18 protein-coding genes are annotated in these 22639 nt (G+C 65.8%); 6 read left to right on the top strand and 12 right to left on the bottom strand.

Going from position 1 to position 22639, the window contains the following annotated elements; translation table 11 throughout:
* Nucleotides 1-48: 48 nt before the first annotated feature.
* Both BI327_RS11250 and rnd read right to left on the bottom strand, forming a co-directional pair.
* Nucleotides 49-252 carry a cold-shock protein gene (locus tag BI327_RS11250; RefSeq protein WP_021079877.1) on the bottom strand — a complete coding sequence of 68 codons (204 nt, stop codon included), beginning with the start codon at nucleotides 250-252 and terminating at the stop codon, nucleotides 49-51.
* Between the two features lie 331 nt (nucleotides 253-583).
* Complete coding sequence (gene rnd, locus BI327_RS11245; RefSeq protein WP_076860301.1) at nucleotides 584-1732, bottom strand: ribonuclease D; 1149 nt, start codon at nucleotides 1730-1732, stop codon at nucleotides 584-586.
* A 516-nt stretch (nucleotides 1733-2248) separates the two neighbouring features.
* On the opposite strand from rnd, the gene BI327_RS11240 reads away from it, so the two are divergent.
* Nucleotides 2249-2953, top strand: coding sequence for a hypothetical protein (locus tag BI327_RS11240; RefSeq protein ID WP_143271580.1), 705 nt, complete (start codon nucleotides 2249-2251; stop codon nucleotides 2951-2953).
* Here BI327_RS11240 and BI327_RS11235 read toward each other — a convergent pair.
* From BI327_RS11235 to BI327_RS11225, 3 genes are all read right to left on the bottom strand, one after another.
* Nucleotides 2947-4101, bottom strand: coding sequence for an acyltransferase family protein (locus BI327_RS11235; RefSeq protein ID WP_245334772.1), 1155 nt, complete (start codon nucleotides 4099-4101; stop codon nucleotides 2947-2949). The genes BI327_RS11240 and BI327_RS11235 overlap by 7 nt on opposite strands.
* 68 nt (nucleotides 4102-4169) lie before the next feature.
* A complete protein-coding gene (gene chrA, locus BI327_RS11230; protein WP_394329845.1) occupies nucleotides 4170-5414 on the bottom strand; it encodes a chromate efflux transporter in 1245 nt (414 codons plus the stop codon).
* Between the two features lie 54 nt (nucleotides 5415-5468).
* Nucleotides 5469-6404, bottom strand: coding sequence for an AEC family transporter (locus BI327_RS11225; protein ID WP_076860298.1), 936 nt, complete (start codon nucleotides 6402-6404; stop codon nucleotides 5469-5471).
* Between the two features lie 113 nt (nucleotides 6405-6517).
* On the opposite strand from BI327_RS11225, the gene BI327_RS11220 reads away from it, so the two are divergent.
* Entirely contained in the window at nucleotides 6518-7411 is an 894-nt protein-coding gene (locus tag BI327_RS11220) for a LysR family transcriptional regulator (RefSeq protein ID WP_245334771.1), read from the top strand.
* Here BI327_RS11220 and BI327_RS11215 read toward each other — a convergent pair.
* Both BI327_RS11215 and BI327_RS11210 read right to left on the bottom strand, forming a co-directional pair.
* Nucleotides 7372-8676, bottom strand: coding sequence for an SLC13 family permease (locus tag BI327_RS11215; RefSeq protein ID WP_076860296.1), 1305 nt, complete (start codon nucleotides 8674-8676; stop codon nucleotides 7372-7374). The two genes, BI327_RS11220 and BI327_RS11215, sit on opposite strands and share 40 nt — an antisense overlap.
* 534 nt (nucleotides 8677-9210) lie before the next feature.
* A complete protein-coding gene (locus tag BI327_RS11210; protein WP_076860750.1) occupies nucleotides 9211-10110 on the bottom strand; it encodes a LysR family transcriptional regulator in 900 nt (299 codons plus the stop codon).
* Nucleotides 10111-10213: 103 nt separating this feature from the next.
* Here BI327_RS11210 and BI327_RS11205 point away from each other — a divergent pair, with 103 nt between their 5' ends.
* Complete coding sequence (locus BI327_RS11205; RefSeq protein ID WP_076860295.1) at nucleotides 10214-11203, top strand: zinc-dependent alcohol dehydrogenase family protein; 990 nt, start codon at nucleotides 10214-10216, stop codon at nucleotides 11201-11203.
* Between the two features lie 108 nt (nucleotides 11204-11311).
* Here BI327_RS11205 and BI327_RS11200 read toward each other — a convergent pair whose 3' ends face one another.
* Nucleotides 11312-12784, bottom strand: coding sequence for a protein adenylyltransferase SelO (locus BI327_RS11200; RefSeq protein WP_076860294.1), 1473 nt, complete (start codon nucleotides 12782-12784; stop codon nucleotides 11312-11314).
* Between the two features lie 196 nt (nucleotides 12785-12980).
* On the opposite strand from BI327_RS11200, the gene aspS reads away from it, so the two are divergent.
* Nucleotides 12981-14756 carry an aspartate--tRNA ligase gene (gene aspS / locus BI327_RS11195; protein WP_076860293.1) on the top strand — a complete coding sequence of 592 codons (1776 nt, stop codon included), beginning with the start codon at nucleotides 12981-12983 and terminating at the stop codon, nucleotides 14754-14756.
* Nucleotides 14757-14893: 137 nt separating this feature from the next.
* On the opposite strand, the gene BI327_RS11190 is transcribed toward aspS, so the two are convergent.
* Nucleotides 14894-16879 carry a hypothetical protein gene (locus BI327_RS11190; RefSeq protein WP_076860292.1) on the bottom strand — a complete coding sequence of 662 codons (1986 nt, stop codon included), beginning with the start codon at nucleotides 16877-16879 and terminating at the stop codon, nucleotides 14894-14896.
* A gap of 223 nt (nucleotides 16880-17102) precedes the next feature.
* Here BI327_RS11190 and BI327_RS11185 point away from each other — a divergent pair, with 223 nt between their 5' ends.
* Entirely contained in the window at nucleotides 17103-19412 is a 2310-nt protein-coding gene (locus BI327_RS11185) for an NADP-dependent malic enzyme (RefSeq protein ID WP_076860291.1), read from the top strand.
* Nucleotides 19413-19579: 167 nt separating this feature from the next.
* A complete protein-coding gene (locus BI327_RS11180) occupies nucleotides 19580-20032 on the top strand; it encodes a DoxX family protein (RefSeq protein ID WP_076860290.1) in 453 nt (150 codons plus the stop codon).
* A gap of 149 nt (nucleotides 20033-20181) precedes the next feature.
* Here the strand turns inward: BI327_RS11180 and BI327_RS11175 are convergent, their stop codons facing one another.
* The 3 genes from BI327_RS11175 to BI327_RS11165 all read right to left on the bottom strand — a co-directional run bounded on the left by BI327_RS11175 (nucleotide 20182) and on the right by BI327_RS11165 (nucleotide 22503).
* Nucleotides 20182-20739: a dihydrofolate reductase gene (locus BI327_RS11175; RefSeq protein ID WP_076860749.1), complete on the bottom strand. Its 558-nt coding sequence runs from the start codon at nucleotides 20737-20739 to the stop codon at nucleotides 20182-20184.
* 20 nt (nucleotides 20740-20759) lie between these two features.
* On the bottom strand, nucleotides 20760-21761 hold the full coding sequence (locus BI327_RS11170; RefSeq protein WP_076860289.1) for a polysaccharide deacetylase family protein: 1002 nt from the start codon (nucleotides 21759-21761) through the stop codon (nucleotides 20760-20762).
* Between the two features lie 172 nt (nucleotides 21762-21933).
* The gene (locus tag BI327_RS11165; protein ID WP_076860288.1) at nucleotides 21934-22503 is read right to left on the bottom strand and encodes a glutathione peroxidase; all 570 of its coding nucleotides are present in this window, start codon (nucleotides 22501-22503) and stop codon (nucleotides 21934-21936) included.
* Between the last annotated feature and the right edge of the window lie 136 nt (nucleotides 22504-22639).

Genomic DNA, 22639 nt, shown 5'->3' with positions numbered 1-22639 from the left:
TGATGCGGCCGGGGGAGGCATCAGGATGAATTCCGCGAGCAGCGACGCTCAGTGAACCTTGAGGTTCTCTGCCGACGCCTTGCCGCGGTTCTCCACCAGCTCGTACTCGACGGTCTGGTTCTCGTTCAGTGTGCTGAGGCCTGCGCGTTCGACCGCCGAGATGTGGACGAACACATCCTTGTCGCCGACGGCCGGTTTGATGAACCCGTATCCTTTGGTCGGGTTGAACCATTTGACGGTACCCTTCGGCATCGTCTCTCTCCCAGTTTAGACATAAAAAAGACGCGGCCACGTTTTCCACGTGCCACGCCACAAGCGGGCTGTCCGCTGTCTGTTCAGTTCACGGGTCTTCAGATCCAAAGTCTTCAAGTCCGAAGTTTCGCCTCTCGAAGCCGCCTCTTGAAGCCTTGGTATCAACGTCGTGAAACGCACAGTCGAACGGCCGCAATCCGATTGTGAAGGGATTGCAACACGAAAATTGCGCCTTAGCAAGCGCGGTGGTTTCGCGTGACGCAACCTCAGCCTGTGCTGCGCCGCAAGGCATCGGCCGTTGGCCGACGGCACCGAGGTGCGGGAACTGGTGCTAGCCCCGATCCACCCGCACCACGCGGCCCTTGTCGATCGCGAGCGCGAGCTGGCCATGCTTGAGCTTGAGCGCGGCCTCGCCGAACAATTCGCGCCGCCAGCCGTGCAGGGCACCGACCTCGGCCTGATCGCTGGCCGCGATCTGCTCGAGGTCATCGACGGTGGCGATCACCTTGCTGGCGACGCCGTGGCGCTCCGAGGTCATGCGCAGCAGCACCTTCAACAGCTCGACAGTCGCCGCACCGTTGGAATTGTTTCTCGGCTTTTCCAGCTTGGGCAGCGTGGCCTGGTCGCGGGCGAGCCCGCGCTGCACGGCAGCGATGATGTCGGCGCCCCATTTCGAGCGCTCGAAACCCTTCGGCAGCGAGCGCAAATTGCCGAGCTTGTCGAGCGAGGTCGGGGCATGGGTGGCGATATCACCGACCGCATCGTCCTTGAGCACGCGCGAGCGCGGCACGTCGCGGCTCTGCGCCTCCTGCTCGCGCCAGGCGGCGACCTCGATCAGCACCGCGAGCTCGCGCGGCTTGCGCACGCGGGTCTTGAGCCGCTCCCAGGCGCGCTCGGGATGGAAGTCGTAGGTCTTCGGCGAGGTCAGGATCTCCATCTCCTCGCTGACCCAGTCGCTGCGGTCGCGCTTGCGCAAATCGGCATCGAGCGCCGCGAACACCTCGCGCAGATGGGTGACGTCGGAGACCGCGTAATGCAATTGCTCCTCGCTCAGCGGACGGCGCGACCAGTCGGTGAAGCGATGGGTCTTGTCGGGGCGGTGGCCGGTGACGCGATCGACCAGCTGGTCATAGGCAATGCTGTCGCCATAGCCGAGCACCATGGCTGCGACCTGGGTATCGAAGATCGGATGCGGGATCGTGCCGGACAGATGCCAGACGATTTCGATATCCTGCCGCGCGGCGTGGAAGACCTTCAGCACGGCTTCGTTCGACATCAGCTCGAAGAACGGCTTGAGGTCGATGCCGGGCGCCAGCGCGTCGACCACGACGGCTTCGTCCGCGCTTGCCATCTGCACGACGCAGAGCAGCGGATAGTAGGTCGTCTCCCGCAGGAACTCGGTGTCGACAGTGATGACCTTGTGTTGGGCGAGCCGATCACAGGCGGCGGCGAGGTCGGAGGTCGTGCTAATCAGATCCATGAAATGTCCATGACGGCTTGACCACACGCGTTCTGCCGAAAGGGCAGCTATGTCAAGGGTCTTGCAGGGATTTTGGCCCTGCATGGAGTGAGGGACAGGGCATTTTTGAATTAATCGGACGTGATTCGAGGGCGTTTTCGGCCCGGTCGTGCCGCGAATTTGGCCGTCGTCTTGGCGAAAGCCGGGTGAATTCAGGGGCCCCATAACCACCGGAATTCATTGATCGGGAGATCGCCGCCGCGGTCCCGCGGCAATGGCATCGGGGGGGAATGGCTCCCGAGAGTTCGCGGCGTACCGGATCGCCCGGTCAAGCCGGGCGATGACGAGTGGTGATGATGGCGCAGCTTCGCATTCTCGCGACATGATTTGTCCGAGTCCCGCCTGTCGTTTCGCCTCTCTTGAAGAGCGTGCAGGAAAAGCCAGGTGCGGATCGAGCGTTGCCCCGGCTTGCCAGGCCGACCGTGGGTGCCGTACCCTGCGGAAGCAACTTGAAGTCGAATGTCAGTAGGAGCCGCCGTGATTGCGACGCCGCCAGGGGCCGTCAGCAGTGAGCTGTTTCAAATCGCCTCTGACGTCCCTGAACATCGCCGCGATGCCGTGCTCGAGGACATCAACAGCATCATCGACACGAACTGGCTGACAACGGAAAGATTCTGGTCCCGCCAGCATTCTCCGTTCAAGCCTGACCACGGCATCGTCCTGCTCCACCACAGCGGTGAATGCGTGGCTTACCTCATCATTCAGCGCCTGACCTTTGCCGGCACGTCCGTGATCTATCTTTCGGGCACGGCAGTCAGAGACACGCATCGTGGTCGCGGCTCTTTCAAGCGGATGTTCGATGCTGCGATGGCCGCGGAGCTCGGTCACCCGGCAGCGCCCGCAGAATTCTGCCTGTGCTGGCGGACGCGAAATCCCGTCATCTACGTGTTGGGGCGCGCACAATGCCGACGCGTTGTGCCGGCCATTCCAGCCGAGACGCAGGGCGGCGATCTCGATGATCTCTGTCTCAGCCTGGCTGCGACCCTGTATCCTCGTCAGGGCATCGAGAAGGCGACGATGGCGATGCGGGGTGCGTACGGCCAGCTTCGCTATCGCGACGAGCCGCGGACCCAAACCTCGCCGGAGGTCGCCCGGTGGTTCGCGCAGACCATTCCCGACGGCGCCGATGCGGTGTTCTGTGCGGGATGGGCGAGCAATCGCTGGTTGCAGCGCAATCAGTGATTGGCAATCCGCCCGGCTTCGACGTGCGCAGAGACGTGTCCCGGATCGATCCGCGCTTCGCCTGCGCGAGTGCGCGACGGCCATCCATGGCGTGCGGCCAGCATCGTGAGCCGGTCCTTGACGCGATAATGCGCGGGCGCTTCGAGAAAGCGCCAGACGAACCACGCCAGCACGACCATGCCGGCCACCACCAGTGCGGTGGACAGCGCGTCCGGCGTTGGCGTGATCAGCAGCAGGATCACGTAGCCGAGCTGCAGATGCAGCAGATAGAGCGGATAGGTGATGCCGCCGATGGCTCTGACCAGGCTTTCCGGCAGCGGCACGGTCTTGATGCGGGTCGCGGCGAACACGATGCCGAGCGAGACGATGCAGATCGCGGTGACGACGCGCGGATCGAAGCTGCCATGCGTGTGGACGCCGAGCCGCTCCAGCTTGTGCACGGCCTGAAACGTCGCCGTGCCCATCGCCAGCGTCAGCAGGCTGTAGAGCCTCGTGTCGCGCCGTCCGCGGTAGTGTTCATAGATCAGAAGCCCGACGGCGAAGAAGCCGCTGTCGTCGGCCATGAACAGTTTCTCGAACAGCGGAACGTCCAGCGTCAACTCGTTGGCGAAGGTGACGGCGATCCACGCCACGATGATGGTGTCGATCCGCCGCGGGAAGATGCCCCAGGCCAGGAACAGCGCGACCCAGGCGTAGAACACCACCTCGATCACCAGCGACCAGTAGGCGTCATCCATGTAGGGCTGGCCGAGCATCGGCGCGGCGATGAACAGGTTCGCCAGCCATTGCCCCCACGTCACCTGAAACCAGGCGTGGCCGAGCAGCAGCGTCGCGAGGAATGTCAGCGACATGCAGATGACGAAGGTCGGATAGATCCGGCTGAAGCGGGCGATCGCGAAACCGACAGGCGTGCGGCCTTCGGCCGAGTAGGCGATCACGAAGCCGGAGATCGCGAAGAACACGGGGACGCCGAGGAAGCCGTACTGCGCGACCGGCGCGAGGTAGGGCAGCGCCACCTTCTGAACGCCGTGCGATGCGGTGCCCCAGAAACCGTAGTGATACAGGATCACGGCCCCGACCGCGGCGAGCCGCAGCAGGTCCAGCACGGGAACACGGGTCGGATCCGCATGTTTGGAAACATTTGGCATATGCCGGTATTCTGGCCGCCAGCCGTGAAGGCGTTGTTAATTCGGCGGGCGAAACGGCTGAGGGTCGTTCACGATTGCAGGAGCCCGGTGGCGATGCCGGCCGCCGCGCTAAGCACGACCACCACGAGCGGCGGCGCGCGCCATGCCGTGAGCAGGACGAAGCCGGCCAGCGCGACGCCGAAATCGAGCGGACGGTGCACGCTGCTGGTCCACACCGGATCGTAGAGCGCGGCACCCAGGATGCCGACCACGGCGGCGTTGACGCCGCGCATCATCGCCTGGGCCGCCGGCTGCTTGCGGAATTGATCCCAGAACGGCAAGGCTGCGAGCAGGATGAGAAGTCCCGGCAGGAAGATGCCGACGAGGCCCGTGATCGCGCCCGGCACGCCGCCGATCACGGCACCGAGATAGGCGGCAAAGGTGAACAGCGGGCCGGGCACGGCCTGTGCGGCGCCGTAGCCGGTCAGGAACGCATCGTCACCGATCCAGCCCGGCGTCACCACCGCTTCGCGCAGCAACGGCAGCACGACATGGCCGCCGCCGAACACCAGTGCGCCGGAGCGGTAGAAGGCCTCGAACAGGCCGAGCCCGGGCCATGTGCGGGACAGCAGCGGCAATCCGACCAACAGCACGACGAACAGGATCAGCGCGGCCACGCCGACGCGGCGCGACACCGGCATCGCCATATGGGTCGCGCCGTTGGTCTGTTGCGCGCGGCAGAACCACAGCCCGGCGACGGCGCCGAGCACGATGGCGCCGATCTGTGCGATCGACGACGAACTGGCGAGGATGACGAGCGCCGCCACCGTCGCGATCGATGCGCGTGCGCGGTCGGGACAGAGCGAGCGCGCCATGCCCCAGACCGCCTGGGCCACGATTGCGACCGCGACCAGCTTCAGGCCGTGCACCAGCCCTGTGCCGGCCGGGCCGCTCAATCCGCTGGCGCCATACGCGAACAGCACGAGCGCGATCGCCGAGGGCAGCGTGAAGCCGGTCCAGGCCGCCAGCGCCCCGAGATAGCCTGCTCGCATCAGGCCGAGCGAAAAGCCGACCTGGCTGCTCGCGGGGCCGGGCAGGAATTGGCACAGCGCGACCAAATCCGCATAAGCCTGCTCGTCGAGCCAGCGCCTGCGAACGACGAACTCGTCCCGGAAATAGCCGATATGCGCGATCGGGCCGCCGAAGCAACTGACGCCGAGCCTGAGGAAAATCAGCAGCACCTCGAGCGGCGAGTGCGTTGTGCTCGAGGGCAGCGTGCTGGGCTGCTGGACGTCGGTGTCGTTCAAGCGTCGATTCCCTGACTTGCGTCCCATGTCAGGACTCATCAGGGCAAGCATATCGCCATTCGATGACGCGACGGCGCGATATTATCGGGCCATCGCGAGATAGCCGCTGAGGGTGATGACCGACACCACCGTGGAGGCCAGGATGACGTTCGACGTCATGTTGGCTTCGCGCCGGTAGAACTCGGCGAGCATGAACGGGCCGGTGCCGGTCGGAAGTGCTGCGAGCAGCACCGCCGTGTGCGTCAGCAGCGGGGAGAGGCCGAACACGGTGGTCGCCATCACCCAGGTGATCGCCGGTTGCAGCACGAGCTTGCAGCCGACCAGCAGCGCCGCCGAACCGATGTTCTGCTCGGTCGCCTCGCGCTTGGTGGCGAGGAACAGCCCGAGCGCGACCAGCGCGCAGGGCGAGGCCGCGCCGCCCAACAGCTTCAGGAAACTTTCCGCCGGGGCGGGAATAGTCAGGCCGGCAAGCGGAACGATCGCGCCGAGCACGGGGGCGACGAGCAAGGGATTAGTGAGCAGCGAGCGGCCGACCTTGACGATGACATCCTTGCCGCGCCGCTCGGTTTGCAGCCCGGTCTCGATCAGCACGATCGCAATCGCAAACAGCACGCACACCGTCATGATGGTTGCGACCAGCGTCGGCGCCAGCGCCTCGCGGCCGAGCGCGGCCACCGCCAGCGGGAAGCCGACGAAGCCGGTATTGCCATAGCCGGCATTGAGGCCGTCGATCGCGGCATCGACCAGATGTCTGCGGCGGATCAGGGCGATCGCGATGGTCAGGCCAAACACCAGCGCGGCGCCGATGCCGAATGCCGCGATGAAGGAGGGCTGCCAGACATCGCTCCATTGCGCGTGCGCGATGACGTCGAACAGCAGCGCCGGAAGCGCGAGGTAGACGACGAAGCGGTTCAACTCGCTCGACGCGGCTGGGCCGACCACGCCGATCCGGCGCGCCAGCCAGCCGGCGAAGATGAGCGAGAAGATCGGGAGAACGGCGGCGAGGGTCGCGAGCATTGGGGGCCTGGGTAACGAAAGCGCTTCAGTCCTACGCCTCGGCTCTGATATCATCCAATACTGATTGAGGCTCCAGTTCATACCTTTTCGGTATCATGATCGACATCAGGCAAATGCGCTATTTCGTGGCCGTGGCGGAGACGCTGCATTTCGGCCGCGCCGCCGAGCGGCTGCATATCAGCCAGCCGCCGCTGAGCCGCCAGATCGCGGCGCTGGAGAAGGAGCTCGGCGTCCACCTGTTCGAGCGGGAGTCCCGGCGCGCGAGCCTCACGCCGGCCGGCCGCCGCTTTCTGGAGGATGCGCGCGCCGTGCTGATGAGTTTCGACCAGGCCTGCCGCAACGCGCGGCTCGCCGAACGCGGCGAGGTCGGCGAGCTCGCCATCGGCTTCATGATGCACGCGGCCTATACCAGCCTGCCGGGCCTCGCGCGGCGCTACATGGCGGGCCATCCCGAGGTGCATGTCGAGCTGCGCGAGGTGGTACCGGGCGCGCTCGCCGAGGCCGTGCTGGGCGGGCGCTTCGATGCCGCCATCATGTTCAACCCCGGACCGATCAAGGGACTCGAGACCCGCATCATCCATCGCGAGCGCATGTGCCTCGCGCTGCATCCGAGCCATCCGCTCGCCAGCCGCACGAGCGTCAGCGCCAGGCAGCTCAAGGGCCAGCCGTTGATCGCGACGCCTGTCGAAGCGGCGCCGATGCTGCGCGAGGCGATCGTGCAGTACTGCCGCTCCGGCGGATTCGAGCCGACCATCCGGCTCGAGGTCGAGCTGCAGCAGACCATCGTCAGCCTGGTCGCGGAAAATCTCGGCATCGCGCTGGTGCCGGAATCGATGGGCAAGCTCGGTATCGACAATCTGGTGCAGCGCGATCTTCAGGCGGCGCCTGCGATCGAGCATGTGATCGCCTGGCGGCCGGGCAATCTCAACCCGGCGCTGCGGCCGTTCCTTGCCGAGGCGCGGGCCGCTCAGCCGATCCAGCCGAGCAGCCGGAACCAGACCAGATAGAGCGGCGCCAGCACGACGAAGGAGATCACGCCGACGACGAGGCACATCTTGACCGCCGCGCTGGTCGGCACCCGCGCCATGCCGGCGGCGACCACGATCGGAGCCGCCTGATACGGCAGCAGCGGCGTCGCATAGGCGAAGACCTGCGACATCAAGACGGTCTGAAGGCTCAAGCCGGTATGCGCGGCGAGCGAGGCGGCGAGCGGCGTGAACACCGCGGGGACGCCGTTGGCGGTGACGACGAAATTCAACAGGCTGGCGAGCCCGATCATCGAGGCGAAATCCGCTGCCGGCCGCGCCGGGTCGAGCGGCAGATGCGGGATGATGCGATCGCCGATCGCGGTGCCGAGCCCGGACCAGGCGACGACGGCAGCAAGCCCGAGGATGCCGCCGAGATAGATGCAGGTGCGGACATTGACGCCGGCGGCGAATTCCTCGCCGTTGAGGAAGCCTATGCGCGGCAGCACGCAAAGACACGCCGACACCAGCCCGACCCATGCCGGGCGGATGCCGTGCAGACTGTCCGTCATCCAGAAGGCGAGTGTCGCAAGCAGGATGATCGAGAGCCGCCATTCGGCCGCGGTCATCGGTGTCGTCTCGACAGAGCCCTCGATCGGCTTCGGCGATGCTGGAAACAGCCACACCAGGCAGCCCACCAGCACGATGCCCTTGAGGATGCCGACCACGGGCGCATGCAGCACGAGATACGACATGTAGTCGAATTGCACGCCATAGGCGCGCTCGGCGGCGCCGGTCATGATCAGGTTCGGCACGTTCGCCGGCAGGATCGATGCCGACAGCTGATAGGTGCCGAAGCCGACGCCAAGCGCGAGCGCGGTGCGGCCCGGCGATCCCTCAGCCAAGCCGGCGCGATCGGCGAGCGCGAGGATGATCGGCATCAAGAGCGCGATGCGGCCCATGTTCGACGGCATCACGAAGGCGAGCGCGTAGGTCAGCAGGATGACACCGGCAACCATCCGGAACCAGGAGCCCGAGAGGTGTCCCGCGAGGGCGCGTGCGATCCGGTCGGCGAGCCCGACCTTGCGGATCGCGCTGCCGATCACGAAGCCGCCCAGCACCAGCCAGAACGCTTCCGACTGGAAGCCGGAGAACAGCACGTCCGGCGGCGCCGCGCGGAACACGGCCACCGCCGCGAAGAACAGCAGCGCGGTGAGGAATTCCGGCAGCAGGCCGGTGGCCCACAGCAATATGGCGATCGCGGCAAACCAGCCGGGATGGATCAGCGACGAGGCGGTCTCGGTCATGACGGGAATCAGATGCAACGAGGGCAGGACGCGGCAACCATAGCACCGCGGAACCGGGCTGCGTGGCCGTCATCGGGCAAGGCAGAGATGTGCGGGAAAGGATGCGTGCAAAAAGTAGGGCGGATTAGCCGAAGGCGTAATCCGCCGGGGTTGCTAGGTCGCGGAAACCAACCGATGGCGTCTCGTGCTCGAAGCGCGCGAGGGCAACCTCTGTGTCCTCGCAAGGAGGCGGATTACGCTGGCGCTAATCCGCCCTACGAACGTTGGTCGCGCCGTTCACTCGTAGCCCATCTTCTTCGACGGCCGGCGCGCGGCAGGCATCGCCAGCACGACCAGGCACAGCGCGATCATCGCCAGTCCCATAAATTCAAATGCAAATGCGTCCACGGGCCGTTCTCCCCCATCAGAAACAGTTAGACTTGTTGGGGGAGCGTTGACGCGCTGTTAAGCCTTATGGTTACCGCCGCCGGCCTCCCGGCATGGTGGAGGGTGAGTTAACGCTCACGAGCGCGGCACGGGATCAAAACGAGCGCGCTATGCCACGAGTTTCGGCAACGCTGCGGCGAGCACGTCTACCGCGAGCCGGACTTTTGGCGGCAGCTGCGGCGTCGGCAGCCACAGCGCGTGGCAGTCATAGGGCAGTTCCCCTTCATTGCCGAGAACCTGGACCAGCGCGCCACTTGCGAGGCGGTCGCGTACCAACCACGAGGGCAGCCACGCCAGTCCCATGCCGCGCGCCGCAGCATCGGCGATCGCTTCGAGATCGTCGAGCCGGAGCCGCCCGGCCGGCCAGACCTCGTGCGGCCGCGCACCGTCGCGCGGGAACAGCCACGGCCTAGCGCGCCCCAGGCGGCGATAGACGATCGCCTGGTGCCGGTCGAGTTCGTCGAGCGCGCGCGGCCTGCCGTGCGCCTTCAAATACGCGCGCGAGCCGCACACCACCATGCGCTGGCGCGCGATGCGTCGCGTGATCACGCTCACCTGCTCGTTGAGTTCGCCGGTCCGGATCGCAAGGTCGTAGCCGCCCTCCATCAGATCGGCGACGGGATCGCCGAACGAGAGATCGAGCTCTAGCGCCGGATATTTCTGCGCCAGCTTGAGCAGCAGCGGTGCCACGCAGTGCCGGCCGAGCAGCGCCGGCATCGTCACGCGCAGCCGACCGCGCGGTTCGGACAGCTGATCGGCAGCAAGCGCGTCGGCGGCATCCGCTTCGGCGAGCACCGTGCGGCAGCGTTCGTAATAGGCTTGACCGAACTCGGTCAGGCTCTGCCGCCGCGTGGTGCGGTGGAGCAGGCGGACGCCGAGCCGCTCCTCGAGGAAGCGGACATGCTTGCCGACCATCGGACCGGACATCTCGAGCGCCTCGGCCGCGGCGGCGAACGAGCCGAGATCAACCGCCCTGAGGAAGACGGCCATGCTGGTCAGGCGATCCATCATTCGAAACTCCTGGTTTTGACTGTTCAGTCGGCGGGATGATTTATCCGCTGAATTGGCCTTGGCATAGCTCATTCAAATCAACTGTTTTGGAGTGTTGCCGATGGCACGCGTCGTTCGTTTTCATCAACTTGGCGGTCCCGAGGTGCTGCGCATCGAGGAGGTCGCGATCGCGCCGCCCGCGCGCGGCGAGGTCCGGATCCGGATCAAGGCGCTCGGACTGAACCGCGCCGAGGCCTTGATGCGCAGGGGGACCTATATCGAGACGCCGGCGCTGCCGTCGGGCCTCGGCCTCGAGGCCGCCGGCCTTGTCGAAGCGGTCGGCGAGGGCGTCAGCGATTTCGCGCAAGGCGATGCCGTCAGCATCGTGCCGCCGATCTCGATGGCGCGGTGGCCGGCCTATGCCGAACTCGCGACGTTCCCGGCCGAGCTGGTGGTCAAGCATCCGCCGGCGCTGGGGTTTGCAGAGGCGGCCGCGGTGTGGATGCAATATCTCACGGCGTATGGCGCCCTGATCGACATCGCGAAGCTCGCCCGTGGGGAGTTCGCGGTGATATCGGCGGCATCGAGCAGCGTCGGGCTCGCCGCGATCCAGATCGCCAACCGTGTCGGTGCGATCCCGATTGCGGTGACGCGGACCTCGGCGAAGGTGCAGGCGCTGCGTGATGCCGGCGCCGCGCATGTGATCGCGTCCGCAGAGGAGGATCTGCAATCGAGGCTGGAGCAGATCGCGGGGCTGGACGGCGTTCGTGTCGTGCTCGATCCGGTCGGCGGCCCCATCTTCGTGCCGCTGACAGCGGCGATGGCGCATGGTGGCATCCTGATCGAGTATGGCGGGCTCAGCCCTGAGCCGACGCCGTTTCCGCTGTTCACCGTGCTGAGCAAGAGCCTGATCCTGCGCGGCTACCGCGTGCATGAGGTCGTCCAGGATCCGTCGCGGCTCGCCGCGGCGAAGGCGTTCATCCTCGACGGGCTCGCCGACGGCGCGCTGAAGCCGATCATCGCCAGGACGTTTCCGTTCGAAGAGATCGTCGAGGCGCACCGCTTCCTGGAGTCGAACGCGCAGTTCGGCAAGATCGTGGTGACGCTGTGAGGGCCAGTCTCTCCATGTCATTGCGAGCGAAGCGAAGCAATCCATCGGCCCGCATGCGCGGATAGATGGATTGCGTCGTCGCTTCGCTCCTCGCAATGACGAAGGCGGCTACGTCCCGCAGAACGTCTGCGTCACCATCTGCTCGGGCAGCGGCGGATCGGCATAGGCCGCGAACTGCGGCTGATCCTCGAACGGCTTTGCCAGCACGGTCACCAGCTCCTCGAACGGCGCATAGTCGTCCGAGTTCACCGCAGCCGCAATCACCGCCTCGATGCGGTGGTTGCGCGGGATGAAGGCCGGGTTGACGGCACCCATCGCGGCCTTGCGCTCGGCCGGCGTCTGCTGTTCCAGCGCGAGGCGGGTGCGCCAGCGGGCCGCCCATTCGTCGAACGCTGCGGGATCGGTGAACTGCGCGCGGACGTCGGCGGCGTCATCGGCTGCGGCCGCACCCAGGTGACGGAAGGTCAGTGTGAAGTCGGCCGCGTTCTTCGCCATCGCGTCGAGCAGGTCCTGGATCAGCGCTTCGTCGCCGTCGCGTGCGGTGAACAGGCCGACCTTGGCGCGCAGCCCGGCCTGGTAGGCCGCGGTGAATTTTTCGGGGAATTCGCCGAGGATGGTCTGTGCCTGCTCGATGGCCTTCTCCTGCTCGCCGTCGAACAGCGGCAGCAGGCACTCGGCGAGCCGGGTCAGATTCCACAGCGCGATGCGCGGCTGGTTGGCATAGGCGTAGCGGCCCATCTCATCGATCGAGGAGAACACCTGCGCCGGGTTGTAGGCGTCGAGGAAGGCGCAGGGGCCGTAATCGATGGTCTCGCCCGAGATCGAGGTGTTGTCGGTGTTCATCACGCCGTGGATGAAGCCGACCAGGAGCCAGCGCGCAACCAGCGCGGCCTGCCGCGCCACGACGCCGGCGAGCAGCGCGTGATAGGGCTGGGCGGCGTCCTTCAGCTCGGGATAATGCCGGGCGATGACATGGTCGGCCAGCGCCCGGACGCCGTCGGTGTCGCCGCGGGCGGCGAAGAACTGGAAGGTCCCGACGCGGATGTGGCTCGAGGCGACGCGGGTCAGCACCGCGCCCGGCAGCGCGGTCTCGCGCATCACCGGCTCGCCGGTGACGACGGCGGCCAGCGACCTTGTCGTCGGGATGCCCAGCGCGAACATCGCCTCGCTGACGATGTATTCGCGCAGCACCGGTCCGAGCGCGGCACGGCCGTCGCCGCGGCGAGAGAACGGGGTGGGGCCAGATCCCTTGAGCTGGATGTCGCGGCGGACGTCGTCCCGGTCTATGACCTCGCCAAGCAGGATGGCGCGGCCATCGCCGAGCTGGGGAACAAAGTGCCCGAACTGGTGGCCGGCATAGGCCATGGCGATCGGATCGGCGCCGTCAGGCAGCCGCTTGCCGGCGAGGATTTCGGCACCCTCAGGCGTCGACAGCAGGTCCGGGTCCAGCCCGAGCTGGACTGCGAGGGCCCGGTTCAGCTTGATCAGCCGGGGGGAGGCCACCGGGGTCGGCGCGACGCGGGCGAAAAAGTTCGCCGGCAGCGCCGAATAGGTGTTCTGGAACGGGAAATGGATGGTCATACCGGGAAGATAGGCCTGCGGGCCGAATAGGCAAACGATTGGCGGCGCTGGCGCGGAAAATCTGCGGTTTGGCCCGAAAAGGCGGCGTTCCCTTGGTTGCCGCACCCGGCCTCGTCGGGTAAACCCTCCGCAGTTTCGGACAGGGGATTTTGGCCCTGTCGCGATTCGACCCTCCGACATCAGTTTTGGAACGAATATGCATCGCTACCGGTCACACACATGCGGCGCGCTCCGAGAGAGCGATATCGACCAGACGGTCCGGCTCTCAGGCTGGGTCCACCGGGTCCGCGACCATGGCGGCGTGCTGTTCGTCGATCTGCGCGACCATTACGGCATCACCCAATGCGTGGCCGATCCGGACTCGCCGGCGTTCGCCGAGGTCGAGAAGTTCCGCTCGGAGTGGGTGGTGCGGATCGACGGCAAGGTGCGCCGCCGTCCTGAAGGCACCGACAATCCCGAACTGCCGACCGGCATGGTCGAGATCTACATCAAGGAGATCGAGGTGCTGGGCCCGGCGGCCGAGCTGCCGCTGCCGGTGTTCGGCGAGCAGGAATATCCTGAGGATATCAGGCTCAAGTACCGCTTCCTCGACCTGCGTCGCGAGAAGCTGCACCAGAACATCATGACCCGCGGCGCGGTGGTCGATTCCATGCGCAAGCGGATGAAGGAGCAGGGCTTCTTCGAATTCCAGACCCCGATCCTGACGGCGTCGTCGCCGGAAGGCGCGCGCGACTTCCTGGTGCCGTCGCGCATCCATCCCGGCAAGTTCTACGCGCTGCCGCAGGCGCCGCAGCAGTACAAGCAGCTGCTGATGATGTCGGGCTTCGACCGCTACTTCCAGATCGCGCCGTGCTTCCGCGACGAGGACCCGCGCGCCGACCGCCTGCCGGGCGAGTTCTATCAGCTCGACGTCGAGATGAGCTTTGTGACCCAGGACGACGTGTTCGCGGCGATGGAGCCGGTCATCACGGGCGTGTTCGAGGACTTTGCCAAGGGCAAGCCGGTGACCAAGAACTGGCCCCGCATTCCGTTCGCGGAAGCCGTGCGCAAATACGGCTCCGACAAGCCCGATCTGCGCAACAAGATCGTGATGCAGGAGGTCTCCGAGCACTTCCGCGGCTCCGGCTTCAAGGTGTTCGCGCGGATGCTGGAAGACCCGAAGAACCAGGTCTGGGCGATCCCCGGCACCGGCGGCGGCAGCCGCGCGTTCTGCGACCGCATGAACTCGTGGGCGCAGGGCGAAGGCCAGCCCGGCCTCGGCTACATCATGTGGCGCGAGGGCGGCGAGGGCGCAGGTCCGCTGGCGAACAACATCGGCCCCGAGCGCACGGCTGCGATCCGCGACCAACTCGGCCTCAAGGAGAGCGACGCGGCGTTCTTCGTCGCCGGCGATCCCGAGAAGTTCTGGAAGTTCGCAGGCCTTGCGCGCACCAAGCTCGGCGAGGAATTGAACCTGATCGACAAGGACCGCTTCGAGCTCGCCTGGATCGTCGACTTCCCGATGTACGAGTATGACGAGGAGAACAAGAAGGTCGACTTCTCGCACAACCCGTTCTCGATGCCGCAGGGCGGCCTCGACGCGCTGAAGTCGCAGGATCCGCTGACCATCAAGGCGTTCCAGTACGACATCGCCTGCAACGGCTACGAGATCGCCTCCGGCGGCATCCGCAATCACAAGCCGGAAGCGATGGTGAAGGCGTTCGAGATCGCAGGCTATGGCGAGCAGGAGGTCATCGACCGCTTCGGCGGCATGTACCGTGCGTTCCAGTACGGCGCTCCGCCGCATGGCGGCATGGCGGCCGGCCTCGACCGCATCGTGATGCTGTTGTGCGGTACCAACAATCTGCGCGAGATCTCGCTGTTCCCGATGAACCAGCAGGCCATGGACCTGCTGATGGGGGCGCCGTCGGAAGCCACGCCGAAGCAGCTCAAGGAGCTGCACATCAAGACCAACCTGCCGGCGAAGAGCTAGCTAGGACTGCCGCAAAAACTCGTCATGCCCGGGCTTGTCCCGGGCATCGACGTTTTGGTTTTCGCGAGAAGGAAGACGTGGATGACCGGGACAAGCCCGGCCATGACAAGTGGAGGGCGCGTTGCCCGGATGCAAGCTTACAGCCCCGTCGAGGCCTCGATCTTGAACTGCGCCAGCGCCGACTGCAAATCGATCTTGAGCAGCTCGATCAACTGAAGCGCCGGCACCTTGGCGCGCGGAGTAAGCTTGATCACCAGCGTCTGCCCCGGCGTCTCGATGAACTGGCTGATCGCAGTGATGAGGGCGGTGGCATCGGGATTGGCCCCACCAATTGCATCGCCCTGCGTCTTGATGCTGTTGAGGACGGCGTTGCGCGCCTCGTCGCGGCTGACGTTCTGGGTGCGCGCGTATTGAGCGATCGCGAGATCGATGACGCCGAGGTCGTGGACGACAAGCTCGATCGTACCGGCTTCGATCTGCGCGGCCGCGCCCATGGATTCCGCGGCGCTGGTCGAAAACGCCTCGCGCGGCACGTTGGCGAGCGAGACCTTGGCCGATGCGTTCAACAGGCCCGCCATGTCGAGCTTGACCGGCTCGAGCGCGAATGCGCGTGTCGCCTCGGTCCAGACAGCGCCGAGATCGGCATCGACCGCCATCCGGTCGATCCCGGCTGCGACGAGTGCCTGCTGTCGCGGATCGGCCGCATCCAGCGGTGCGGCCATCTTCGCGATCAGCCGCAGTCTGCTCGGGATCGATCCGACAAATTGACCCCAGTCGAGGCTGAGGACATCGATGTTGACCGGCTTGCCGGTGGCCTTGTAGGGCGACGTGACGCCCTTGATTTCGACGCCCTCGATCAGCGGGATCAGCCCCAGCGCCTGTTCGGGTGAGGGCTTCTGCCCGGCGAACTGTGCCGACAGCCGGATGAAGTTGGCGACATCGAGCGACTTCAGCGCGAAGCGCCCGACCTTTACGGGACCGTTCGGCGCGTGGGTATCAAGTCCTTCGATGGCAAGCTCGCCGATCTTGCCGCCCTCGAGGTTGAGCCGCATCGAGGCGAGCTTGAGCGGGCCTTGCGGGGTCTCGACCGAGAGTCCGTGCATCTCGGTGTTTCCGATCCGGATGCCTTGATAGACGTTGGCCAGCCTGTCCATCAGTTCGCGCGCCTGCGCGGGCGACGGCGGGGCAGCGCCAGGCGGCGGGATCAGCGCCATCAGCGCCGGTAATTGCATCCGCGACGGCGTGAACCCAACGTCATCGACGGTCATGCCGTCGATCCGCATCTTCATGCCTTGCGTCGACGTCACCTCATAGGGACCGGCCGAGACGTGCCGGTAAACCCGATAGTCGCGATCGTCGCTGCTCTTGCCCGGATCGAAGATCGCGGCCAGCGCGCCGATATCGATGTCGCTCGCGACGACATTGGCGAGATTGCCTGATATCTTGACCGCCTTGCCCGCCGCCTGCGAGTTGAACGTGTACGTGACGCCGTCGCTTTTGCTGGAGGCGATCTTTCCGTTCTTGATGTTGTCGAGCACAAGGTTCGAATAGGTGTACTCGCCGCTGCTGCCCTCGGCGCCCGATGTCGCGATCTTGATCGTCCCGGTCAGGCCGGGGGCCGTGATCGACGAGGCGCTGACGCCGGCCAGATACGCGAGGCCGAACCCGTAGAGATCGAACAGGGACGCCGATTTCCGAAGTTCACGCACGCCAGTGGGGCCGATGAAATCCTTCACCGTGACCAGCGGCATCTTGTAGTTGAGCGTGAAGGCCTGCTTGTCGCCCATCGTGGCATCGATCTCGACGTCGCGGGCCTCCAGGCTCGCGGCGGAAAAGCGCGAGGTGTCCGACCGGTCGACGCCGTAGGCCATCACGTTGGCCGCCTTCAGCCTGAACGGCGGCTGCGTGCCGGTCTCGACGGCGATGTCCCCGATGGTCAGGGTGCGCTGCATCAGATCGAACGAAATCCGGCCGTGGCTCGCGGTGCCGCCTTCGGCACGGACCTGGTCGAAAGCGGCCTCCACGGCGCTGGTGATCCGCCGCTGGGTATAGAGATCGAAGCCGAAGAAGCCGCCGATCGCAATCACAACGAGCGCGATCAGGCCGAGCAGAATTTTCTTCATTCGGTCAACTCCGGATGATCAAGGGAAAAAAATTGCCAATCCGCGGCCGGAAAGTGCCGCATCCATGAGCGGGCCCGCCCGGGCCTGTTGACGGGGATATGATCGGATGTTGCATCCAAGCGGCCGGACATGCTTCACATCCAGCTCGATTTGCCGGACAACTGACTTTTGCCTGGATTAGCACAGAAACAAGAAATTTGGGCCGGAAACGCGGGGAGCACGCATGTCGTCATCGTCTGAAGAACTCCATAACGCCGCGCTCGCCTATCACCGGCTGCCGCGACCGGGCAAGCTCGAGATCCAGGCGATCAAGCCGCTCGCCAACCAGCGCGACCTGGCGCTGGCCTATTCGCCGGGCGTGGCCGCCGCCTGCACCGAGATCGCCAAGAACCCGGCCGAGGCGGCGACGCTGACCGCCCGTGCCAATCTGGTGGCGGTGGTCTCGAACGGCACCGCGGTACTCGGTCTCGGCAATATAGGCCCGCTGGCCTCGAAGCCCGTCATGGAAGGCAAGGCGGTGCTGTTCAAGAAATTCGCCGGCATCGACGTGTTCGACATCGAGATCAAGGCCGACACGATCGAGCGCGTGGTCGAGACCGTCGCCGCGCTGGAGCCGACCTTCGGCGGCATCAATCTGGAAGACATCCGCGGGCCGGAGTGCTTCGAGATCGAGGCGCAGCTCAAGGAGCGCATGAAGATCCCGGTGTTCCACGACGACCAGCACGGCACCGCCATCATCGTTGCCGCCGCGATCGTCAATGGGCTGCTGCTGAACGGCAAGCAACTGGCCGACGTGAAGATCGTCTGCTCCGGCGCCGGCGCCGCCGCGATCGCGACCCTCAATCTGCTGGTCTCGATGGGCGCGCAGCGCAAGAACATCTGGGTCTGCGACATCGACGGCGTGGTCTATGACGGCCGCAACACCACGATGGATCGCTGGAAGGCGGTCTATACCCAGAAGACCGACGCGCGCGTCCTCGCTGACGTCATTCCGGGCGCGGACATCTTCATCGGCCTGTCGGCGCCCGGCGTGCTGAAGCCCGACATGGTCAAGCAGATGGCCGACAGGCCGCTGGTGATGGCGCTCGCCAATCCGGTGCCGGAGATCATGCCGGACGAGGCGCGGTTGGCGCGTCCCGACGCGATGATCTGCACCGGACGGTCGGACTTCCCGAACCAGGTCAACAACGTGTTGTGCTTCCCGTTCATTTTCCGCGGTGCGCTCGACGTCGGCGCTACCGCGATCAACGAGGCGATGAAGCATGCCGCGGTGGATGCGATCGCGCAGCTCGCGCGCGATCCGCCGTCGGATGCGGTGGCCCATGGCCTCGAGACCGGCGAGACCCAGGGCTTCGGCCCGGGCTCGCTGATCCCGAGCCCGTTCGATCCGCGCCTGATCCTGCGCATCGCCCCGGCGGTGGCCAAGGCGGCGATGGAGTCGGGCGTTGCGACGCGGCCGATCAAGAACTTCGACGAATACTGCGCCGAGCTGCAACGCTACTCGTTCCGCTCCGGCCTCACCATGAAGCCGGTGTTCGCCAAGGCGAAGACCCAGCCGGTGCGCGTGATCTATGCCGAAGGCGAGGACGAGCGGGTGCTGCGCGCCACCCAGGTGGTGCTCGAGGAAAAGCTGGCGCGGCCGATCCTGGTCGGCCGTCCATCGGTGGTCGAGACCAGGATCAAGCGCTTCGGCCTGTCGATCAAGGCCGGTCGCGATTTCGACCTCGTCAATCCCGAGGACGATCCGCGCTACCGCTCCTATGTGCAGTCCTATATCGACGTCGCGGGCCGCCGCGGGGTGACGCCGGAGGCCGCACGGACCGTGGTCCGCACCAACAACACGGTCATCGCGGCCCTTGCGGTGTCGCGCGGCGAGGCGGATGCGATGCTGTGCGGCGTCGAGGGCCGCTATATGAGCCATCTGCGCCATGTCCGCGAGATCATCGGCTTCCTGCCGGGGGTCAGCGACTATGCCGCGCTGGCGCTGATGATCACCTCCACCGGTGCCCATTTCATTGCCGATACCCAGGTGCGCCCGAACCCGAGCGCGGAGGAATTGGCGGAAGTGGCCTCGCTCGCGGCGATCCACGTCCAGCGCTTCGCGTTCAAGCCCAAGGTCGCGTTCGTGTCACATTCCGACTTCGGCAGCTATGATACGGACTCCTCGCGCAAGATGCGGCGGGCCACCCAGCTCCTGAAGGACAAGCATCCGGAGATCGAGGCCGACGGTGAAATGCAGGGCGACACCGCGCTGTCGGCCGCGGCGCGGCGCATGGTGCTGCCGCAATCGCGGCTGGAAGGCGAGGCCAACATCCTGATCATGCCGAACCTCGATGCCGCCAACATCGCCTATCAGATGATCAAGTCGCTCGCCAACGCGTTGCCGGTGGGGCCGATCCTGATCGGTCCGGCACGTCCGGCGCACATCCTGACCCCCGGCGTGACCGCGCGCGGCATCCTCAACATGACCGCGGTCGCCGCGGTCGAGGCCCAGGAGCGTGCCGGTCGCGCGCAGCCGACGCTGTTCGGCTGAGCGGTCGTTGTTTGAGCACGTTATGTTCGGAGAACCGCAGCGCGGTTTTCCTAATCGTGCTTGATCGTGCCTGGGCCGAGATGGATTCGATTTGATCGAAGCAGGCGGGGCGGCCATAATCGCTCCGCCTGCTTCGTCCGATTTCTGCCATCCAGTGAGGCCGACCCATGCCAGCGTTCATCACCTTCGGGCGGATTCTGTTCGCCGTGCTGTTCCTCTATTCGGGAGCGAGCAAGCTGTTCGGCATCCAGGCCACCGCGGATGTGATCGCGGCGAAGCTGACGATCCCGGCCGTGGTCGTGCCCTATACGCAGCAGATCGAAACCGCCGTCGGCATGCCGTTCATGCAGCTGCTGGCGATTGTGGTCGGCGGCTTCGAGATCCTCGCCGGGCTGATGATCGCGGTGAACGTGCTGGCGCGGTTCTTCGCGCTCCTCCTGATCATCTACGTGTGCGTCGTCACCTTCTACTTCCATGATTTCTGGAATCAACCGGCGCCCGACAATCTCCGGACCCTGATCGACGCGCTGAAGAACCTGTCGTTGGTCGGCGCGCTGTTCATCATCGCCGGCTACGGCCGCGGCCCGCGCCGCGACGATCCGGCGTATGGGGACGTGTAGGGCGTCGCGTTGCGTAGGGCGGATTAGCCAACGGGTCCGCGCAAAGCGCGGCCCGATGACAGGCTCCGCGTAATCCGCCGACCCAGCTTATCGGCGAGAGCGGCGGCGGGTTACGCCCTCGGCTAACCCGCCCTACAAATTCCACGATTTCAACCCACGCGCCGCCACGGTGTGACGCTGACGTCCTGCGCGGCATCGATCAGTTGCGGTTCGCCGGCGACGAGGCCGTGCGCCGACAGCACCTGCTGCGGGGTGCGGGCAGGGACGCCGGGAAAGCACGGCTCGCCGTCGGGGATGCGCACCTTCGATGCGACCGAGAGCCAGAACGTGTCGTAGCGATCCATGAACATGCCGAACACGCCCGGGCCGCCGATGATGGCGACCATGCCGGAGGTCACGCCGGCCTCGCGGCTCGCGATCTCGAACGGGCAGCCGGCGGGATTCCACAGCAGCGCCTTCGGATTGTCAGGGGCGGGCGCGGTGGAGGCCACCTTGGCCGTCAGGATCAGGCGGCGCCGCTTCGGCGCGTTCGGCTGCTCTTCCTGGGAGTGGCGGCCGTGCACGACGAGATCGGCGCGGTCGAGGGCTGCAGTGAAGAACCGCTTGTCACCCTCGATCTTGAGATCGTCGGGCATCACATTCCGCGCATTCGCCAACCGGCCATCGGCGGAGACGATGACAAAACCCTCGATACGCAAACCAGGCACCAAGATTATCGCCGGGTCGTTTACTGATCGACCGTGGTAACGACGCTGTTCACCGGCCGCGAGCTGACGGTCGGCAGCTTGACGTCCTTGGCGAGCTCCTGCTCGTATTGCGGCAGCACGGTCACCGGGAATTTCGCGCGCATCGCGACCACCTTGTAGCCGCCGGCCTTGAGCTGCGTCAGCAGCGTGGGCAAGGCTTCCGCGGTGTGCTTCTGGAAGTCGTGCATCAGGATGATGCCCTTGCCGAGCTTGGCGAGCCTCTTCATCACGGTGTCGATCACCTGCTGCGGGTTCTTCGACTTGAAGTCGAAGGAGTCGATATCACAGGAGAAGATCGCGATGTTGCGGTTGCCGAGATAGGTCACCATTTCCGGCGGATGTTGCAGCGCCGGGAAGCGGAAGAACGGCGAGGGTGACGTCTCGAGCGCCCATTTGACCGCGGCATAGCCGCGCTCGATCTCGTCCTTCTTCTGATCCTCGGTCAGCTTCTTGTTGTTCAGATTGGCATGCGACCAGGTGTGAGCGCCGACCGTGTGGCCGGCGGCATAGACCTGGCGCAGGATTTCGGGGTGATAGGTGGCGTGCTTGCCGATCGGGAAGAAGATGCCCGTGGTGCACTCATCCGCCAGCGCCTTCAGCACCGCCGGCGTGTTGGCGGGCCACGGACCGTCATCGAAGGTCAGCACCACTTCATGGTCGCGCAGGAAGTCGAGCTGCTTGAAATGCTCGAAGCCGAACCCCGGTCCACCGGTCGTGTCGATCTCGACGGTGCGGGCAACGCCGAGCGCGTTCGGATTGGTGCAGGCGGCGCGCGCCGGCTGTGGGGGTTGCTTCGGCGGCACCGGCGCTGCCGCGGCAGCAGCGGGCGCAGGCGCCGCGGCGGCCGGCGCTGGAGCTGCGGCCGCAGGAGCTGCCGCCGGCGCGGCAGCGGCGCCCTTGGCGGGCGGCGTCTGCGACCAGGCAGCGCTCGAGGCGAGCAACGATACGGTCCCTGCGAAAATCAGACCTGCCGCAATGCGCATGGCGTGTTCCCTGCTGATCGCGCTCCCGGTGCCGGCATCGCCGCAACCGGGCCGCTTTCGCCCCCAACCAATCGTACCCTAGTCGCAGTGCCGACGCCAAGGCAATGAACGTGGCGGGCTCGTGTCCAAAATCCTTGTGGGATCAGTTAATTCCGGGGATTGTCGTGGCCTCTCAGGCCGCCGCCAATGCCCGTGCGATCCCGGTCTTGATGCGCGTGTCGTCGGGTGTGACCGACTCAGGGAAGACATCCGCGATGTAGCCGTCGCGGCCGATCAGGTATTTGTGGAAATTCCAGCGCGGCACGTCCTTCGGCCGCGCTTCCGCCGCCCAGCGGTAGAACGGATGCGCGCTCGCGCCCCGGACCACCGCTTTCGCTGTGATCGGGAACGTCACGCCATACTGATGCTGCGCGGTCTCGGCGATCTCGGTCGGGCCGCCGGGCTCCTGGCCGCCGAAATCATTCGATGGCACCCCGATGATGACGAAGCCGCGATCGCGGAATTCGGTCCACAATTGCTGCAGGCCGGCATATTGCGGTGTGAAGCCGCAGAGCGAGGCCGTATTCACGATCATCAGGGGACGGCCGTTATAATCGGCAAGGCGGATGTTGCCGCCGTCAAGGGCCGGGAACGAGAAGGCGTAGGCCGTGATCCGGCTCATCGCGGGCTGCTCGGCATGCAGCGCATGGGATCCAGCGGCCGCGGCGAAGGCCGCCACGATCAGTGTCCTGCGGTCCATCATGGTCTCATCCCCGGAACAGATGTTCGCTGGGGACTATAGTCCAGGAGAGCGGGCGGAAGTTTTCAAGAAGGCGTTATGGGTGGCGAGATGGCAGGAGGCTGATGGGGGCAAGTTCGGCCCATCGTCATTGCGAGCG

Origin of the sequence: Bradyrhizobium mercantei (assembly GCF_001982635.1) — a bacterium.
Taxonomy (GTDB): domain Bacteria; phylum Pseudomonadota; class Alphaproteobacteria; order Rhizobiales; family Xanthobacteraceae; genus Bradyrhizobium; species Bradyrhizobium mercantei.
The sequence above is the reverse complement of the archived record's forward strand: the minus strand, read 5'-3'. Positions and strand labels throughout refer to the sequence as shown.

Excerpts from the sequence above, each read along its gene's own strand:
- BI327_RS11235 (WP_245334772.1), bottom strand. The coding sequence starts at position 4,101 with ATGCCAAATGTTTCCAAACATGCGGATCCGACCCGTGTTCCCGTGCTG.
- aspS (WP_076860293.1), top strand. The coding sequence starts at position 12,981 with ATGCATCGCTACCGGTCACACACATGCGGCGCGCTCCGAGAGAGCGAT.
- BI327_RS11165 (WP_076860288.1), bottom strand. The coding sequence starts at position 22,503 with ATGATGGACCGCAGGACACTGATCGTGGCGGCCTTCGCCGCGGCCGCT.
- BI327_RS11180 (WP_076860290.1), top strand. The coding sequence starts at position 19,580 with ATGCCAGCGTTCATCACCTTCGGGCGGATTCTGTTCGCCGTGCTGTTC.
- BI327_RS11200 (WP_076860294.1), bottom strand. The coding sequence starts at position 12,784 with ATGACCATCCATTTCCCGTTCCAGAACACCTATTCGGCGCTGCCGGCG.
- rnd (WP_076860301.1), bottom strand. The coding sequence starts at position 1,732 with ATGGATCTGATTAGCACGACCTCCGACCTCGCCGCCGCCTGTGATCGG.
- BI327_RS11225 (WP_076860298.1), bottom strand. The coding sequence starts at position 6,404 with ATGCTCGCGACCCTCGCCGCCGTTCTCCCGATCTTCTCGCTCATCTTC.
- BI327_RS11250 (WP_021079877.1), bottom strand. The coding sequence starts at position 252 with ATGCCGAAGGGTACCGTCAAATGGTTCAACCCGACCAAAGGATACGGG.
- BI327_RS11205 (WP_076860295.1), top strand. The coding sequence starts at position 10,214 with ATGGCACGCGTCGTTCGTTTTCATCAACTTGGCGGTCCCGAGGTGCTG.
- BI327_RS11220 (WP_245334771.1), top strand. The coding sequence starts at position 6,518 with ATGCGCTATTTCGTGGCCGTGGCGGAGACGCTGCATTTCGGCCGCGCC.
- BI327_RS11215 (WP_076860296.1), bottom strand. The coding sequence starts at position 8,676 with ATGACCGAGACCGCCTCGTCGCTGATCCATCCCGGCTGGTTTGCCGCG.
- BI327_RS11170 (WP_076860289.1), bottom strand. The coding sequence starts at position 21,761 with ATGCGCATTGCGGCAGGTCTGATTTTCGCAGGGACCGTATCGTTGCTC.
- BI327_RS11190 (WP_076860292.1), bottom strand. The coding sequence starts at position 16,879 with ATGAAGAAAATTCTGCTCGGCCTGATCGCGCTCGTTGTGATTGCGATC.
- chrA (WP_394329845.1), bottom strand. The coding sequence starts at position 5,414 with ATGGGACGCAAGTCAGGGAATCGACGCTTGAACGACACCGACGTCCAG.
- BI327_RS11185 (WP_076860291.1), top strand. The coding sequence starts at position 17,103 with ATGTCGTCATCGTCTGAAGAACTCCATAACGCCGCGCTCGCCTATCAC.
- BI327_RS11210 (WP_076860750.1), bottom strand. The coding sequence starts at position 10,110 with ATGGATCGCCTGACCAGCATGGCCGTCTTCCTCAGGGCGGTTGATCTC.